We start from the raw sequence: 15463 nt of genomic DNA on the forward strand, positions 1-15463 counted from the left end.
TGGCCTTTTCAGCAATTTTCCCAAGGGGACCATTGATGACCGCTACTGCCCAGACGCTGAGCCCGCCGTCTCGCACCCTGATGTTCCTGGAAGGGCGAGCGATCCACGAGTTCGGCGCCTTCCTCGGCGCGCTGCCGCTGCTCAGCCTCGCGCCGCGCGGCGATGGGCATCCGGTGCTGGTTCTGCCGGGCCTCGTGGCCTCCGACGGGTCCACGCGTGCACTGCGCACCTTTCTGTCCGGCAAGGGCTATGCGGTGAGCGGCTGGCGCCAAGGCCGCAACTATGGCCTGCGCGAGGGCGTGCAGCACGCGATGGTGGATCTGGTTCAGGAGCTCAGCGACAGGCACGGCCGCAAGATCAGCCTGGTCGGCTGGAGCCTCGGCGGTCTCTATGCGCGCCAGCTCGCCAAGATGATGCCCGACCGCGTACGCCAGGTGATCACGCTCGGCAGCCCCTTTGCCGGCGATCCGCATTCGACCAATGCCTGGCGAGTCTATGAATGGGCGAGCGGCCGGAAGTCCAACGAGGTCGACCCGCAGTTCGGCGGCGATCTCGCCGTTCCGCCGCCGGTGCCGACCACGGCGATCTTCAGCCGCACCGACGGCGTCTGCGCCTGGCAGGGCTGCATGGAGAAGACGGGCGCGCAGACCGAGAGCATCGAGATCGAGAGCAGCCATTGCGGCATGGGCCATCATCCCGCCGCTGTCTTCGCGGTGGCTGATCGCCTTGCGCAGAAGGAAGGCAGCTGGCGGCCCTTCGACCGCAGCGGCTGGCGCAGCGTGGTCTATCCCGATCCGCATCGGTAATTCTTTGCCTCTCTCCGTAAGAACGGGGCAAGGGAGAAGAGCGTCGCACCCGTCCATTGTCGTGCCCGCACCAAACGCGCTATGCCTCGCGCATGGCGCATCCGTTGTCCCGCATCATCGATCAGCTCAAGCGCGAGCCGTCGCGCACCGGCTCTATCGTCATCACGGTATTCGGTGATGCCATCGTGCCGCGTGGCGGTTCGGTATGGCTCGGCACGCTGCTGGAATTCTTCGAGACCCTGGACATCGACAGCGGCGTGGTGCGTACCGCGATGTCGCGGCTTGCTGCCGATGGCTGGCTGACGCGCGAAAAGGTCGGCCGCAATAGTTTTTACCGCTTGGCCGACAAGGGCCGCCAGATCTTCGAGGCCGCGACACGCCATATCTACGATCCGCCGCCATCCGACTGGACCGGGCGCTTCGAGCTGCTTCTGATCGGCAATGGCGAGGATCGCGATGCCTCGCGCGAGGCGCTCCGCAATGCCGGCTTCGGCAGCCCGCTGCCGGGCGTGTGGGTCGCCCCGTCAGGCGTGCCAGTGCCCGGCGAGGCCGCGGGCGCCATCCGTCTGGAGGTCTCGGCCGAGGATGACAGTGGTCGCCGGCTGCTCAGTGCGAGCTGGCCACTGGATCGCACCGCGGACGCCTATCTCAAGTTCATGAAGACGTTCGAGCCGCTGCGCGCCGCGATCGCGCGCGGCAGCGACTTGTCCGAGGCCGACGCCTTCACGGCGCGCATCCTCCTGATCCACCATTATCGCCGAGTCGTGCTGCGCGATCCGCTGCTGCCCGAAAGCCTGCTTCCGGCGAACTGGCCAGGCAAGGCCGCCCGTGCGTTGTGCGGCGACATCTATCGCGCGCTGCTTGTCCCATCGGAACAATGGCTTGATGGTCGTGGGACCAATGAAAAGGGGCCATTGCCGCTGGCGCGGAAACTCCTGGAGAGGAGATTCGAGACTTGATTGTTATGTTACAGAAATATCTTGCGTGATCTGATTCTTGTTATATATTGCTCAATAAAATGGGAGGATGCGCATGTATACCCAGGCGCTGAACACGGCCGAGACCGATGATCGCGGCCTCGAGGATGCGGCCAAGGCTGCGCAGTTCCAGACGCGCATCGATGCCGAGGAGCGCATCGAGCCGAACGACTGGATGCCGGCGGCTTATCGCAAGACGCTGACCCGCCAGATCTCCCAGCACGCTCATTCCGAAATCGTCGGCATGCTGCCCGAAGGCAACTGGATCACCCGCGCGCCGTCCTTGCGCCGCAAGGCCGCGCTGCTCGCCAAGGTGCAGGACGAGTGCGGCCACGGGCTCTATCTCTATGCCGCGGCCGAGACGCTCGGCACTTCGCGCGAAGAGCTGGTCGACGCCATGCTCGCGGGCAAGGCCAAATATTCCTCGATCTTCAACTACCCGACCCTCACCTGGGCCGACATCGGCACCATCGGCTGGCTGGTCGACGGCGCCGCGATCATGAACCAGATTCCGCTGTGTCGCTGCTCCTATGGTCCTTACGCGCGCGCGATGATCCGCGTCTGCAAGGAGGAGTCGTTCCATCAGCGCCAGGGCTATGAGATCATGCTGACGCTGTGCCGTGGCTCGGACGAGCAGAAGGCGATGGCGCAGGATGCCTTGAATAGGTGGTGGTGGCCGGTGCTGATGATGTTTGGCCCGCCCGATGCCACCAGCCAGCACAGCGACACCTCGACGAAGTGGAAGATCAAGCGCTTCTCCAATGACGAGCTGCGGCAGAAGTTCGTCGACGCCACCGTGCCGCAGGCGCAATATCTCGGCCTGACCATTCCCGATCCCGGCATGATTCAGGACGCCGATGGGCACTGGCGCTACAGCGAGATCGACTGGACCGAGTTCAAGCAGGTGCTCGCCGGCAACGGCCCATGCAACCGGGATCGCATCGCGGCACGCCGCAAGGCGCACGATGAGGGCGCCTGGGTGCGCGAGGCGGCAGCTAGCTATGCCGCAAAGCGCACGCAGCGTCGAACTGCACAAGCGGCAGAGTAGGGAGATTGCGATGGCCACGCCGAACACGCCGCTGTGGGAAGTCTTCATTCGCAGCCGCAACGGGCTCGCGCACAAGCATGTCGGCTCGCTGCATGCGAGCGACGCCACGATGGCCTTGCAAGCCGCCCGCGATATCTACACGCGTCGCGGTGAGGGCCTTTCGATCTGGGTGGTGCCGTCGACGGCGATCACCGCAAGCGATCCCGCCGAGAAGGGCATGATGTTCGAGCCGGCGGAATCAAAGATCTACCGCCACCCGACGTTTTACGAGGTGCCTGAGGAAGTAGGACACATGTGATGGCGAACATCGAGGTCTCCGAAACACCGCTGGTGCTCTACGCATTACGCCGCGCCGACGACGCGCTGATCCTCGGCCACCGCCTGTCGGAATGGTGCGGGCATGCGCCGATGATGGAAGAGGACATGGCGCTCTCCAACATCGCGCTCGACCTCATCGGCCAGGCCCGCGAGCTCTACACCTACGCAGCCAAAGCCGAAGGCAAGGACAACGACGAAGACAAGCTCGCCTACCTTCGCGATGTCAGGCAGTATCGCAATCTGCTGCTCCTCGAGCAGCCGAACGGCGACTTTGCCCAGACGATGGTGCGGCAGTTCTTCTATTCCGCCTTCGCCGATCTCTACTGGCGCGCCATGATGACCTCGCGCGATACGACGCTCGCTGCGATTGCCGCGAAGTCGGAGAAGGAGAGTGCCTATCATTTGCGGCATTCCTCGGAGTGGATGATCCGGCTCGGCGACGGCACCGACGAGAGCCATGCCCGCGCGCAAGCTGCGATCGATCATCTCTGGGCGTTCACCGGCGAGATGTTTGCCGTCGACGACGGCGAGCGCGCCTTGATCCATGCCGGTATCGCCGTAGACCCAGGGACCTTGCGGGGTCGCTGGCTGACGACACTTTCGGATGTGATCGGCGAAGCAACGCTCAAGCTGCCGCAGAACGACTGGATGCAGCAGGGCGGTCGCGTGGGCCGGCACAGCGAGCATCTCGGCCATCTCCTCTCAGAGCTGCAATCGATACAGCGTACCTTCCCGGGGCAGACATGGTGACGGTGCTGGAGCCCCATAGCGACCTGCGCCGACGGGCCTGGGATGCCGCGGCGAGCGTGGTCGATCCCGAAATCCCGGTTTTGACCATCGCCGATCTCGGGGTGCTGCGTGATGTCGTCCTCGACGGCGATCAGGTCGAGGTCGCGATCACCCCGACCTATTCGGGCTGTCCGGCCATGAACATGATCGCGCTGGAAATCGAGGTCGCGCTGGAGCGCGCCGGTTTCCGCAGTCCAAAGGTCCGCACCGTGCTGTCGCCGGCCTGGACCACCGACTGGATGAGCGAAGAGGGCCGCCGGAAGCTTCATGCCTACGGCATCGCACCGCCGCAGGCCTCGAATTCACGCCGCGCGCTGTTCGGCGAGCAAGCCGTTGTGTGCCCGCAATGCGGCTCGGCGAATACCGAGCTGCTGTCCGAATTCGGCTCCACCTCCTGCAAGGCACTCTGGCGCTGCAGGGCGTGCCGCGAACCCTTCGACTACTTCAAGTGTCATTGACCATGTCAGCAGTCGCACCACGCTTTCATCGCCTGGCCGTCAACGACCTCCGCCGCGAGGCGTCGGACGCCATATCGCTGACATTCGCCATCCCGACGGAGCTTGCGACCGACTACGCTTTCATGCCCGGCCAATACCTCACACTCCGCACCATGCTGGATGGCGAGGAAGTGCGCCGCTCCTATTCGATCTGCTCCGGCCCCGACGACGGCGAGATACGGATCGCCGTCAAGAAGGTTGATGGAGGCGCGTTTTCGAGCTGGGCAGCGGACGATTTGAAGTGTGGCGACGCGCTGGACGTGATGACGCCCACGGGACGCTTCGGCGTGATCCCGCCGGCCGGCGGCGGCCGCATCCATGTCGGCTTTGCCGCTGGGTCCGGCATCACGCCGATCCTGTCGATCGTCAAGGGCGTCCTCGCGCGCGAAGCCGACAGCCGCTTCTTCCTGTTCTACGGCAATCGCACGACCGACAACATCATGTTCCTCGAGGCGCTCGAAGAGCTCAAGGATCGCTTCATCGACCGCCTCTCGATCTTCCACGTCATCTCGGGCGAGGAACAGGACATTCCGATCCTGCACGGCCGGCTCGACGGCGACAAGGTGAGGGTGCTGCTGCGCTCGCTGGTACCGGCGGAAAGCGTCGATCACGTCTTCATCTGCGGTCCGTCCGGCATGAGCGAGGACATCGAGGCGACCTGTCGCGATCTCGGCATCGCGGAGGAGCGTATCCATGTCGAGCGGTTTGTCTCGGAGTTCGGTGGCAAGCCGCGGCCGAAGAAGATCGTTGCGCCGGACGCGCCGCCGAAAGCGATCGCGTCGCTGATCATCGACGGCAAGCGCCGCGACGTGCCGGTGGCAGAGGACGAGGCGATCCTCGATGCCGCGCTACGCGCCGGTGTCGATCTGCCCTTCGCCTGTAAGGGCGGCATGTGCTCGACCTGCCGTGCCAAACTGGTGGAGGGCGAGGCGCCGATGGACATCAACTACTCGCTGGAACCCTGGGAGCTGAAGGCCGGCTTTGTCCTGACCTGTCAGGCCAAGCCATCGTCGGAGCGGGTCGTGGTCGACTACGACCACGTTTGACAGTTTTAGCCAGGCAGCAGAACATCGTGTCCAAACAATCGGACGGGAGAAGCGCGTGAACGTCAAAGCCGCCTTGTCGCCCGAGGATATTGCCCGCGCCTGCGCCGATGCGATGTGGGCGGAGGACGATGCCTCCAAAGGACTCGGCATGGAGATCGTCGAGATCGGCCCGGGGTTCGCGACGCTGGCGATGAATGTGCGGCCGGATATGGTCAACGGTCAGCGCATCGTCCATGGCGGCTTCATCTTCACGCTGGCCGATTCCGCCTTCGCTTTCGCGTGCAACTCGCACAACGACCGCGTCGTGGCGGCGCAGGGACAGATCACCTTCATCAAGCCGGGCAAGCTCGGCGATCGCCTCGTCGCAAAGGCCCGCGAGGTCACGCGTGGCGGCCGCTCCGGCATCTATGACGTGCGCGTCACCGCCGGCGATACAGTCATCGCCGAATTCCGCGGGCATTCGCGGGTCATTCCCGGAAACTGGCTGCCGGCGCAGGATCAATAAAGGAAAGCAATGATACGGGGAAACGAGGATGGCTCTGACGAGGCTCAAGGAAGGTGGCAACACCTATAAGGCCGAGCTGGATGCGCACGAGCGTGCATCGCGCGACGAGATCATGGCACTCCAGGTGCAGCGGCTGGCCTGGTCGCTGAAGCACGCTTACCACAACGTCGCGCACTATCGCAAGGCCTTCGACGCGGCCGGCGTGCACCCGTCCGACTTTCGCGAGCTCTCGGATCTTGCGAAATTTCCGTTCACCGTAAAAACGGACCTGCGCGACAATTATCCCTTCAACATGTTTGCCGTGCCCCGTGAGAAACTGGTGCGCGTGCATGCGTCCTCCGGCACGACGGGCAAGCCGATCGTGGTGGGCTATACGCAACGCGACATCGACACCTGGTCGGACGTGATGGCACGCTCGATCCGCGCCGCGGGCGGCCGCACCGGCATGATCATCCACAATGCTTATGGCTACGGTCTTTTCACAGGCGGGCTTGGCGTGCACTACGGCGCCGAAAAACTCGGCTGCACTGTGGTGCCGATCTCCGGGGGCATGACCGAGCGGCAGGTGCAGCTCATCAACGATTTTCGGCCCGACATCATTACGGTGACGCCGAGCTATATGCTGGCGATCCTCGACGAGTTCAAGCGTCAGAAGCTCGATCCGCGCCAATGCTCGCTCAAGGTCGGCATCTTCGGCGCGGAGCCGTGGACCAATGCGATGCGCGGCGAGATCGAAGATGCCTTCGACATGGATGCGACCGACATCTACGGTCTCTCCGAGGTGATCGGCCCCGGCGTCGCGCAGGAATGCATCGAGACCAAGGACGGCCTGCATATCTGGGAGGATCATTTCTATCCCGAAGTGATCGATCCCGACACCGGTGCGGTGCTGCCCGACGGGGAGAAGGGCGAACTGGTGTTTACATCGCTCACCAAGGAAGCCTTTCCGGTGATCCGCTATCGCACCCGCGACCTGACGCGGCTTCTGCCGGGCACGGCGCGGCCCGGCATGCGGCGGATGGAGAAGGTCACGGGGCGCTCGGACGACATGATCATCCTGCGCGGCGTCAACCTGTTCCCGACCCAGATCGAGGAGGTTCTGCTCGCCACCGACTGGTGCGGCGGGCATTTCATTCTGGAATTGACTCGGGAAGGACGCATGGACGAGTTGACCATCATCGCCGAGGCGCGGCCGGAGAGTTGGGATGGCCGGGGTCTCCTCGACCATGCCGATCGGATCTCAACCCATATCAAGAACACGATCGGGATCAGCTCCAACGTGCGGGTGGTTGCGCCTGCGACGCTGGAACGCTCGCTCGGCAAGGCGAAGCGGCTCTACGACAAGCGGCCGAAGGATTAAGTTGACGGGATTGACTTGACGGATTGACTTGACTGCCCTCAGAGGCGACAAGGCCCGCGAGAAATCGCGGATCTTTTCCATGTCGTCAGCCAATCCCAAAGCCGTCGAGGCGCGCTGCGTCCGCGTCAATGCCAAGGCCGAGAACGCCGCTGGGATTGCACCTCGCGTCGAGCCTCATACGCTCGCGCGCGGTCCGAACGATCTCCTGATCGAGATCAAGGCCGCCGCCGTCAATCCGTCCGACGTCAAGGCCGCGACTGGGCTAATGGCCTATGCCATCTTCCCGCGCACGCCGGGGCGCGATTACGCCGGCGTGGTGATCGACGGGCCGGCCGGTACGATGGGCCGCGAGGTGTTCGGCTCCTCCGGCGATCTCGGCATCCGCCGCGACGGCACTCACGCCAGCCATCTCGTCGTTGAATCCGACGCGGTGGTGGAGAAGCCGAAGACCGTGTCTTGGGAGGAGGCCGCCGGCATCGGCGTGCCCTTTGTCACCGCCATGGAGGGTTTTCGCCGCGCCGGCATTCCAAAGCCCGGGGAAACGGTGCTGGTGTTCGGCGCCAACGGCAAGGTTGGTCAAGCGGCGGTGCAGATCGCGACGTGGCAGGGTGCGCATGTCATCGGCGTGGTGCGCAAGGCGGAACCTTATGAGGGCCACACCAATGCATCCATCGAGGTGATCGACGCTTCCGCGACCGACGTCGCCACACGCGTGCGCGAGTTGACCGATGGCAAAGGCGCCGACATCGTCTTCAACACGGTCGGCGATCCCTATTTCCAGGCGGCGCACAAGTCGCTCGCGCTTCGCGGCCGCCAGATCCTGATCGCCGCCATCGACCGCATCGTGCAGTTCAACATTCTCGAATTCTACCGCGGGCAACACACCTATGTCGGCGTCGACACGCTCGGCCTGTCGTCGATCGCGACAGGCGCTGTGCTGCGTGACCTCGGCCCGGGCTTCGCGAGCGGGCACCTGAAACCGTTTCCGATCAAGGCGAACGCCGTCTATCCGCTCGAACGCGCGAAGGAGGCCTATGTCGCCGTTGCAGGCTCCTCGCGGGATCGCGTGATCCTGAAACCTTGATCATGGATTCGTCTCCACAACTCATCATCCTCGCCGGCCTCGTCGTCGGCCTGGTCTACGGCGCTGTCGGCCTGCTCAGCGGCTTCTGCCTGATGAGCAGCATGCGCGGCTGGTTGTCGGAGGGGGATGGGCGGTTGGTCCGAACCTATGCGCTGGCGATCGCGGTTGCGACCACAGCGAGCCAGTTCCTCGCCGGCACCGGCATGGTCAATCTCGGCAAGTCGATTTACCTGCAACAGTCCTTCTCGATGCCGGTGCTGTTTCTCGGCGGACTTCTGTTCGGATACGGCATGGTACTGTCCAACGGCTGCGGTTCGCGCGCGCTGGTGCTGCTCGGTCGTGGCAATCTCCGCTCCTTCGTCGTGGTGGTCGTGCTCGCCATCGCCGCGCAGATGACGCTCAAGGGCCTGATCGCGCCGGCGCGCATCGCCGTGGTCCAGGCCTCGCAAACCACGGTCAACGTGAATTCGCTGCCGTCATTGTTCGCCATGTTCGGTCCGGCTGAAGCGCTTTCGCGCGCAATGGCTGCTGCTGTCGTTGTCGTCACGCTGATCCTGTTTGCTTTCGCGCACCCAGCGTTCCGACGTTCGCCCGGCCAGATTGCAGCCGGTGTCGTCGTCGGTCTCCTCGTCGCCGGCGGCTGGTTCGTCACCGGCTATCTCGGCGCGGATGATTTCAACCCCGTCCCCGTGACCTCGCTTACCTTCGTCGCGCCGATCGCGGACAGCCTGCAATATGCCATGCTCTCGACGGGCCTGACGCTGAATTTCGGCATCGCGACGGTTGCAGGTGTCTTCGCCGGCAGTCTGGTCACCGCGCTTGCGACGGGCCGTTTCCATCTCGAAGGCTATTCCTCGCCACGCCATATGCTGCGATCGGCGGCTGGCGCCGCACTGATGGGCATCGGCGGCGTGATGGCGTTCGGCTGTTCGATCGGCCAAGGGCTCACCGGCGTGTCGACGCTCGCGCTCGGCTCATTCGTCGCCGTCGCCGGCATCCTGCTCGGCACGACGGCGGGATTGCGCGGGATGCTGCGCGTTCAGCCCTTCGCGGTAGCCTGACCACGCAGCAGGCGATCGCCGAGCGTTGCGAGACCGATGCCGGTGATGATCAGCGCGGCCGCTGTCACCAGACTCATGTCGATCGGCTCGCCCAGCAGGATCGCGGCGCTGGCGATGCCGACGAGCGGCGTTGCGGTGGTGCCGAGCGAGGTCGTCAGGGCCGAGATGCTCTTATTCACCATCGACATCGCCCAATAGGCGAGCACCGTCCCGATCAGCCCGGAATACAGGAACAGCAACACGAGTCTCCACGACCACTCCACATGCGGCAGGCCATCCGCGATGGTCGCGCTCACCGATAGCACGATGGTTGCCACGAGCACTTGCCAGATCAGAAGCTGGAGCGGCGAGGCAATCCAGCGATGGGCGCGGATATAGATAATGTTCGCGGCCCATGAGATCGCGGCCAGGATCACCATGCCGGCGCCGAGCACGACATTGGTGTTGGTCCAGTCGATCGAGGCCGGGTTCAGGATGACGATCAGGCCGATCAGGCCCAGCAGCGCGCCGGCGAGCTTCGGCGCCGTCAAAGTGTCCTTCCCGAGTAGCGGCGCGGCGATCGCGACCCAGAGTGGCGTGGTGTAGCCGAGCACAACGGCCTTGCTCGCGGGTAGGAAGCGCACACCGGCCGCAACCAGGACCGAGAACACGGTCATGTGCAGCAGTGCAACGCTCAGGACCACCGGGATGTCGCGACGCTCCGGAATCATCAGATTGTTGCTGAGCCCGAGGATCACGAACAATCCAGCCAGCGCGATCCAACTCCGGATCGCTGAAGCCCACAGTGGTGGAAGGAATTGGACGAGTTGCTTCGTCACCGACCAGTTTATGCCCCAAGCCAGCACGACGATGAGAAACAGGCCAACGGCTGCGCGGGGGGATAGGGAGTTCATTTCGGAGGTCCTTGAAGCAGTCCAGTCCAGCGGATAGCATCTCGTCTGGCACCTGAAACAGTGCCAGATCGGAAAGGAATAGGGTGCCAGTTCCGGACAGCATGATCTCCGCCCTGATCGACCTGAACCGGGCCGACGACGAGGGGCTGGTGGCTCAACTGACGAGCCAGCTCCGAAGCTTGATCGCGACCGGGCGTCTCGTCAAAGGCCGCACGCTGCCGTCGAGCCGTGGGCTTGCGAGCGATCTCGGCGTCTCGCGCAACACCGTCAGCTATGCGTTCGAGCAACTCGCCGCCGAGGGATATCTCGAAGCCTCGCACGGCCGCCGTCCGATGGTTGCGGTCGACGGCGGCGAGCGCGTCACAGAGGCTGGCGCCGTCGCATCTCGCATACGCCCTGGCAAGCCGCGGCTTTCGCCCTGGGCGTCGAGCCTCACGCAGACCGACTGGCCGATGTCTTATCAGGCGCGACTGAGACCCTTGCGTCCCGGACATGGCGATTTCAGGGAGTTTCCCAACGAGGTCTGGGCGCGCTGCCTGCGCCGCAGCGCTGTGCGCGCGGCGAGGCGCGAGCTCGGACCGGTCAATCGGCCGCGCCTGCGCGAGGCACTGGCGCATTATCTTGCGACCAGCAGGGGCGTGCGCGCGACGGCGGATCAGATCCTGATTCTGCCGAGCGCGCAGGCTGCGCTGACCCTGATCGCGGCCGCCGTCATCACCCCCGGCGACGATGTCTGGGTCGAGGATCCCGGCTATCCCGGCGCCGCGGCCGCCTTCCGCGCATCCGGTGCGCGCGTGATCGGGATGAGTTTGGACGAGCAGGGCATGCAGCGGATTCGTGGCTTGGCGGCCCCGACCTTGATCTTCATGACGCCGTCGCATCAGCACCCGACCGGCCGCCTGATGTCGCTCTCGCGCCGCACGGAGTTTCTTGGCCTGAGCAGGCCCGGCAAGACCTGGATCGTGGAGGACGATTACGACGGCGAATTCCACTATGATAGCCGGCCGGTGCCGGCCTTGCAGGGACTCGATGCCCACGGCCGCGTGTTCTATGTCGGCACGTTCTCCAAGGTCATGACCTCGGATATCCGGCTTGGCTACCTCGTCGTACCGCCGGCCATGGTCGGTACTCTCGAGATCGTACAGCGGCACATCGGACTGATCGCCGCGAGCCACATCCAGGAGGCGCTGGCCGAGTTCATTGCCGACGGGCATTTCCTGGCGCATCTGCGCCGGGTGCGCCGGATCTATCACGCCCGCCGCGATCACCTCGTGGAGGGATTGGAGCGCCATTTGGGCGATGTGCTCTCTGCCGAAGTGCCCCCCGGTGGCATTCAGCTCGTCGCGCGTCTCAAGCGCGGTCGCGCTGATCAGGTGGCGGTCAAGCGGCTGGTCGAAGCGGGCGTTGAAACGCGTGCCCTGTCCGGCTTGGCACTGGGCAGGCCGCGCGACCACGGCCTGCTGCTCGGCTTCGCGGCCTGGCGCGAGAGCGAGATCACCGCGGCGGTGCGAACAATGGCGTCGTGCTTCTAGCGCAGTCGCGCTAATCCACGGCCTTGGTCACGATGCGGATTTCCGACGTCAGCGTCCGGTGCACCGGGCACTTGTCGGCGATCTCCATCAATTTCTTGCGCTGCTCGGGATCGAGCGCGCCGTCCATCGCGATGTCGCGCTCGATCTGGTCGAGCATGCCATCGCGCGTCTCGCATTCCGCGCAGTCTTTTGCATAGATCTTGGAATGCTTCAGTGAGACGGTGACACGATCGAGCGGCAACGACTTGCGGTTGGCATAGAGGCGCATGGTCATCGAGGTACAGGCCCCGAGGCCAGCGAGCAGGAGATCGTAAGGACCAGGGCCGGCATCCTCGCCGCCGGCGGCGACCGGCTCGTCCGCGACGAGCTGATGCGGACCGACGGAGATGGTCTGGTTGAACTTGCTCTTGCGGGTCTCCTGCACCACGACCCGGCGCGGCGCCTCGGGGAGATCCATCGCCTTCGCAGGTTTGGCCGCGTCGATGTACCGGCTCGCCCAGGCCGCGATCACGTCGGCTGCATAGAGCGCGTCGGCCGGCTTGGTCAGGAGATGATCGGCATGGTCGAGCGAGACGAAGCTCTTGGGATGCCTGGCGGAGACGAAGAGCTTCGTCGCATTGTCGATACCGACGGTATCGTCGACCGGAGAATGCATCACCAACAGCGCCTTGTGCAGGCCGGCGACGTCTTTCATCAGCTCGTGCTCGGCGACGTCGTCGAGGAATTCGCGCTTGATCCGGAACGGGCGTCCCGCAAGCGAGACTTCGACCTCACCTTGCGTGCGAATGTCGCCGAGATGCTCTTTGAAAAGGCCGGTGACGTGGGCGGGATCGGATGGTGCCGCAATGGTCACAACCGCCTTGGCTTCCGGGATTCGTCCTGCTGCCGCAAGGATCGCGGCGCCGCCGAGGCTGTGACCGATCAGAATCGACGGCGCCTTGCGGACGCTACGCAGATGATCGGCGGCGCGCACGAGATCGGCAACGTTGGAGGAAAACGTCGAATTGGCAAAATCCCCCTCGCTGGAGCCGAGCCCGGTGAAGTCGAAGCGCAGCACCGCGATGCCCTTGGCGGCCAGCGCGACCGAGATGCGTTTGGCGGCCAGCGTGTCCTTGCCGCAGGTGAAGCAATGCGCGAACAGCGCGAAGGCCCCGGGCTCGCCGTCGGGTAGCTCCAGCGCGGCCGAAAGCTGATGGCCGCCTTCGCCGGTGAATTGAAAGCGCTCTGTCGGCATGGGTTTCCCCCGTTCCTTGCTGAACCTAGTCGCCGGAATAGCGTTGCTCTGCCCAGGGATCGCCGCGGTTATGGTAGCCACGGACTTCCCAGAAGCCCGGCGCGTCCTCGGTCAGGAATTCGATCGACTGAACCCATTTGGCGCTCTTCCAGAAATACAGATGCGGCACGACCAGCCGTACCGGGCCGCCATGTTCGGCCGACAATGGCTCACCGGACCAGCTATGGGCGAGCAATGCGTCCTCGGCGGCAAAGTCGTCCAGCGCGAGGTTGGTGGTGTAGCCATCATGGGAATGCAACACGACGAAGCGCGCGTCCGGGCGCGGCTGGCAGGCCGCGAGCAGCTCGCGCGTGGCGAGCCCCTCCCACTCATTGTCGTAGCGCGACCAGGTGGTGACGCAGTGGATGTCGGAGATGAACTGCGCCTGCTTCTGGGCGGCGAACTCGGCAAAGGTCCAGAACACGGGGTTCTCGATCGCGCCGTAGACGTCGAGCCGCCAGTGCTCGCGCGAAATCGGCGGTACGACTCCGAGATCGAGCACCGGCCAGTCCTTTGTCAGATGCTGACCGGGCGGCAGGCGCTGATCTTCCGGGCGCGTGATCTTGCCTGTCAAAAAGCGGCCCTCGCGCGCCCATTTTTCCTTGGTGCGCGTCAGCTTGCTGTCGGGCGGCTCGTTGTCTTCGGCCATCGGCTACTCGTGGCGGTGCAAGTCCGGCCTCTCCGTATCACTGTTTGGAGAGGTCTACATCGCCTTTCCAAGCAAAAATGGCAACTGGCGGGGGCCTCTGACGGTTCCTTGGGACCAGGTCACCGTGCCTGCCGGATCGAGGGCGAAGTCCGGAATGCGCTTCAGCCATTCCTCCAGCGCAACCTGCATCTCCATGCGCGCAAGGTTCGAGCCGACGCAGCGGTGGATGCCGAGGCCGAAGGCGGCGTGGCGGTTCTCGCGGCGGTCAATTACGACCTTGTCAGCATCCGGAAACATTTTCGGATCCCGGTTGGCGGCCGGGAAGGACAGCAGCACCATGTTGCCTGCCTTGACCGGGCAGCCCGAAATCGTGGTCTCCTTGACCACTTCGCGCGCCATCGTCACCGGCGAATAGGCGCGCAGCAGCTCCTCCACCGCGGTCGGGATCAGCTCGGGCTCTGCAACCAGGCGCTCGCGGTCGGCGGGCGTCCGGACAAGGTGCCAGAGCGAGGAGCCGATCGCGCTCCAGGTGGTGTCGATGCCGGCAATCAGGAGCAGGCGCAACGAGCCCAGCACATGCGAATCCTCGAGCGGATTGCCGTCCTTGTCCCTGGCATTCATCAGGTAGGAAATCAGATCGTCGGTTGGCTTGTTCTTGCGCGCTTCGATATGGGCGCTGAAATAGGCGCTCATCTCGTGCACCGCCTGGAGCAACGTGTTTTCGTCCTTGATGCCAAGTTCCAGGATCATGTGGATCCATCGGATGAAGAGATCGCTGTCCGTCTCGGGGATGCCGAGCATGTGTGCGATCGCGCGAACCGGAATGTGCTTGGTGTAGCGCTCTGCCGCGTCAAGTCGGCCTTCAGTGATGAAGCCGTCGATCAACTCGTTGCAGATCGCGCGCACCCGCGGCTCCAGCTTCTTCATCGCGTCCGGCGTGAACGGCGGCAGCAGCAATTGCTTGGCTGGCTTGTGCACCGGCGGATCGGACGTGATCGGCGGGGCGGAGTTTCTGCTGGTGATCTCCGGCCGAACGTCCCGGACGATGATGCGGCGCGAGGAGAAATGCTCGCTGTCGTTGGCGATCTCGCGCACTGCCTCATAGGTCGTCGGCATGTAACAGCCGAGGAAGCGTTCGGTATGCACGACCGGGCTTGCGGCGCGCAGCTCGTCCCAAATCGGGAAGGGATCTTCCGTCCATTGCGGATCGGTGTGGTCGAAATCATGGACCCAGTCGGTCACGGGCGGATGGGCGGTGGGCTGGCTGATGTCGGACATCTCGAAATCCCTTGAAATCCCTTGGGGGCTCGTGGTCGCGGAAGGCACGCGGGCAGAAGCGGGCGCGCTACTCCTCGATCACGTCGATCGCGATTTCCGGGCAATTGGACTTGGCGAGCCAGGCCTTGTCTTCGAGGCCGGGCGGGACCGTGCCGTCGCCGGCTTCGTGGGCGTTGCCGTATTCGTCCAGCTCGAACAGCTCCGGCGCCAGCGCCTTGCAGCGCGCGTGCCCCTGGCATTTGTCGGGATCAACGTGAACCCTCAGTCGCTCTGTCATGGCGGCTTCCTCGATCGTGTGCACTCCGGCCCGAAGGCGGCGCGCGCTCCCATTTGAGTTTTTGTTCAAG

17 protein-coding genes are annotated in these 15463 nt (G+C 64.4%); 12 read left to right on the forward strand and 5 right to left on the reverse strand.

Going from position 1 to position 15463, the window contains the following annotated elements; all coding sequences use genetic code 11:
* The first annotated feature begins 35 nt into the window (after positions 1 to 35).
* The 11 genes from AC0L3B_RS01085 to AC0L3B_RS01135 all read left to right on the forward strand — a co-directional run bounded on the left by AC0L3B_RS01085 (position 36) and on the right by AC0L3B_RS01135 (position 9491).
* Complete coding sequence (locus tag AC0L3B_RS01085; RefSeq protein ID WP_018457022.1) at positions 36 to 806, forward strand: esterase/lipase family protein; 771 nt, start codon at positions 36 to 38, stop codon at positions 804 to 806.
* A 92-nt stretch (positions 807 to 898) separates the two neighbouring features.
* Positions 899 to 1765 carry a phenylacetic acid degradation operon negative regulatory protein PaaX gene (paaX, locus tag AC0L3B_RS01090; RefSeq protein ID WP_018457021.1) on the forward strand — a complete coding sequence of 289 codons (867 nt, stop codon included), beginning with the start codon at positions 899 to 901 and terminating at the stop codon, positions 1763 to 1765.
* A gap of 73 nt (positions 1766 to 1838) precedes the next feature.
* Positions 1839 to 2831 carry a 1,2-phenylacetyl-CoA epoxidase subunit PaaA gene (gene paaA, locus AC0L3B_RS01095; RefSeq protein WP_026233283.1) on the forward strand — a complete coding sequence of 331 codons (993 nt, stop codon included), beginning with the start codon at positions 1839 to 1841 and terminating at the stop codon, positions 2829 to 2831.
* A gap of 10 nt (positions 2832 to 2841) precedes the next feature.
* Positions 2842 to 3129 carry a 1,2-phenylacetyl-CoA epoxidase subunit PaaB gene (gene paaB, locus AC0L3B_RS01100; RefSeq protein ID WP_008136594.1) on the forward strand — a complete coding sequence of 96 codons (288 nt, stop codon included), beginning with the start codon at positions 2842 to 2844 and terminating at the stop codon, positions 3127 to 3129.
* Positions 3129 to 3899, forward strand: a complete 771-nt coding sequence (gene paaC, locus AC0L3B_RS01105; RefSeq protein WP_018457019.1) for a 1,2-phenylacetyl-CoA epoxidase subunit PaaC — start codon at positions 3129 to 3131, stop codon at positions 3897 to 3899. The genes paaB and paaC overlap by 1 nt, the downstream gene beginning before the upstream one ends.
* A complete protein-coding gene (gene paaD, locus AC0L3B_RS01110) occupies positions 3893 to 4396 on the forward strand; it encodes a 1,2-phenylacetyl-CoA epoxidase subunit PaaD (protein WP_018457018.1) in 504 nt (167 codons plus the stop codon). The genes paaC and paaD overlap by 7 nt, the downstream gene beginning before the upstream one ends.
* A gap of 2 nt (positions 4397 to 4398) precedes the next feature.
* Complete coding sequence (gene paaE, locus AC0L3B_RS01115) at positions 4399 to 5481, forward strand: 1,2-phenylacetyl-CoA epoxidase subunit PaaE (protein ID WP_018457017.1); 1083 nt, start codon at positions 4399 to 4401, stop codon at positions 5479 to 5481.
* Positions 5482 to 5536: 55 nt separating this feature from the next.
* Positions 5537 to 5986, forward strand: a complete 450-nt coding sequence (gene paaI, locus AC0L3B_RS01120) for a hydroxyphenylacetyl-CoA thioesterase PaaI (protein ID WP_018457016.1) — start codon at positions 5537 to 5539, stop codon at positions 5984 to 5986.
* 28 nt (positions 5987 to 6014) lie between these two features.
* The gene (gene paaK / locus AC0L3B_RS01125) at positions 6015 to 7346 is read left to right on the forward strand and encodes a phenylacetate--CoA ligase PaaK (RefSeq protein ID WP_018457015.1); all 1332 of its coding nucleotides are present in this window, start codon (positions 6015 to 6017) and stop codon (positions 7344 to 7346) included.
* A gap of 79 nt (positions 7347 to 7425) precedes the next feature.
* Positions 7426 to 8430 carry a quinone oxidoreductase family protein gene (locus AC0L3B_RS01130; protein WP_026233282.1) on the forward strand — a complete coding sequence of 335 codons (1005 nt, stop codon included), beginning with the start codon at positions 7426 to 7428 and terminating at the stop codon, positions 8428 to 8430.
* 2 nt (positions 8431 to 8432) lie between these two features.
* Entirely contained in the window at positions 8433 to 9491 is a 1059-nt protein-coding gene (locus AC0L3B_RS01135; protein WP_026233281.1) for a YeeE/YedE family protein, read from the forward strand.
* On the opposite strand, the gene AC0L3B_RS01140 is transcribed toward AC0L3B_RS01135, so the two are convergent.
* Positions 9470 to 10384 (reverse strand): DMT family transporter, encoded by a 915-nt coding sequence (locus tag AC0L3B_RS01140; RefSeq protein WP_026233280.1) that lies wholly within the window; start codon positions 10382 to 10384, stop codon positions 9470 to 9472. The genes AC0L3B_RS01135 and AC0L3B_RS01140 overlap by 22 nt on opposite strands.
* Positions 10385 to 10485: 101 nt before the next feature.
* Between AC0L3B_RS01140 and pdxR the strand changes: the two genes are divergently transcribed.
* Complete coding sequence (gene pdxR, locus AC0L3B_RS01145) at positions 10486 to 11916, forward strand: MocR-like pyridoxine biosynthesis transcription factor PdxR (RefSeq protein WP_018457011.1); 1431 nt, start codon at positions 10486 to 10488, stop codon at positions 11914 to 11916.
* A 10-nt stretch (positions 11917 to 11926) separates the two neighbouring features.
* Here pdxR and AC0L3B_RS01150 read toward each other — a convergent pair whose 3' ends face one another.
* The 4 genes from AC0L3B_RS01150 to AC0L3B_RS01165 all read right to left on the reverse strand — a co-directional run bounded on the left by AC0L3B_RS01150 (position 11927) and on the right by AC0L3B_RS01165 (position 15393).
* Complete coding sequence (locus AC0L3B_RS01150) at positions 11927 to 13150, reverse strand: bifunctional alpha/beta hydrolase/OsmC family protein (RefSeq protein ID WP_204510620.1); 1224 nt, start codon at positions 13148 to 13150, stop codon at positions 11927 to 11929.
* A 25-nt stretch (positions 13151 to 13175) separates the two neighbouring features.
* Positions 13176 to 13838, reverse strand: a complete 663-nt coding sequence (locus tag AC0L3B_RS01155) for a sulfite oxidase-like oxidoreductase (protein ID WP_018457009.1) — start codon at positions 13836 to 13838, stop codon at positions 13176 to 13178.
* Between the two features lie 54 nt (positions 13839 to 13892).
* Complete coding sequence (locus AC0L3B_RS01160) at positions 13893 to 15116, reverse strand: cytochrome P450 (protein WP_473379917.1); 1224 nt, start codon at positions 15114 to 15116, stop codon at positions 13893 to 13895.
* 67 nt (positions 15117 to 15183) lie between these two features.
* Complete coding sequence (locus AC0L3B_RS01165; protein WP_007607931.1) at positions 15184 to 15393, reverse strand: ferredoxin; 210 nt, start codon at positions 15391 to 15393, stop codon at positions 15184 to 15186.
* Positions 15394 to 15463 lie beyond the last annotated feature (70 nt).

Source organism: Bradyrhizobium sp. Kon56, assembly GCF_055807635.1.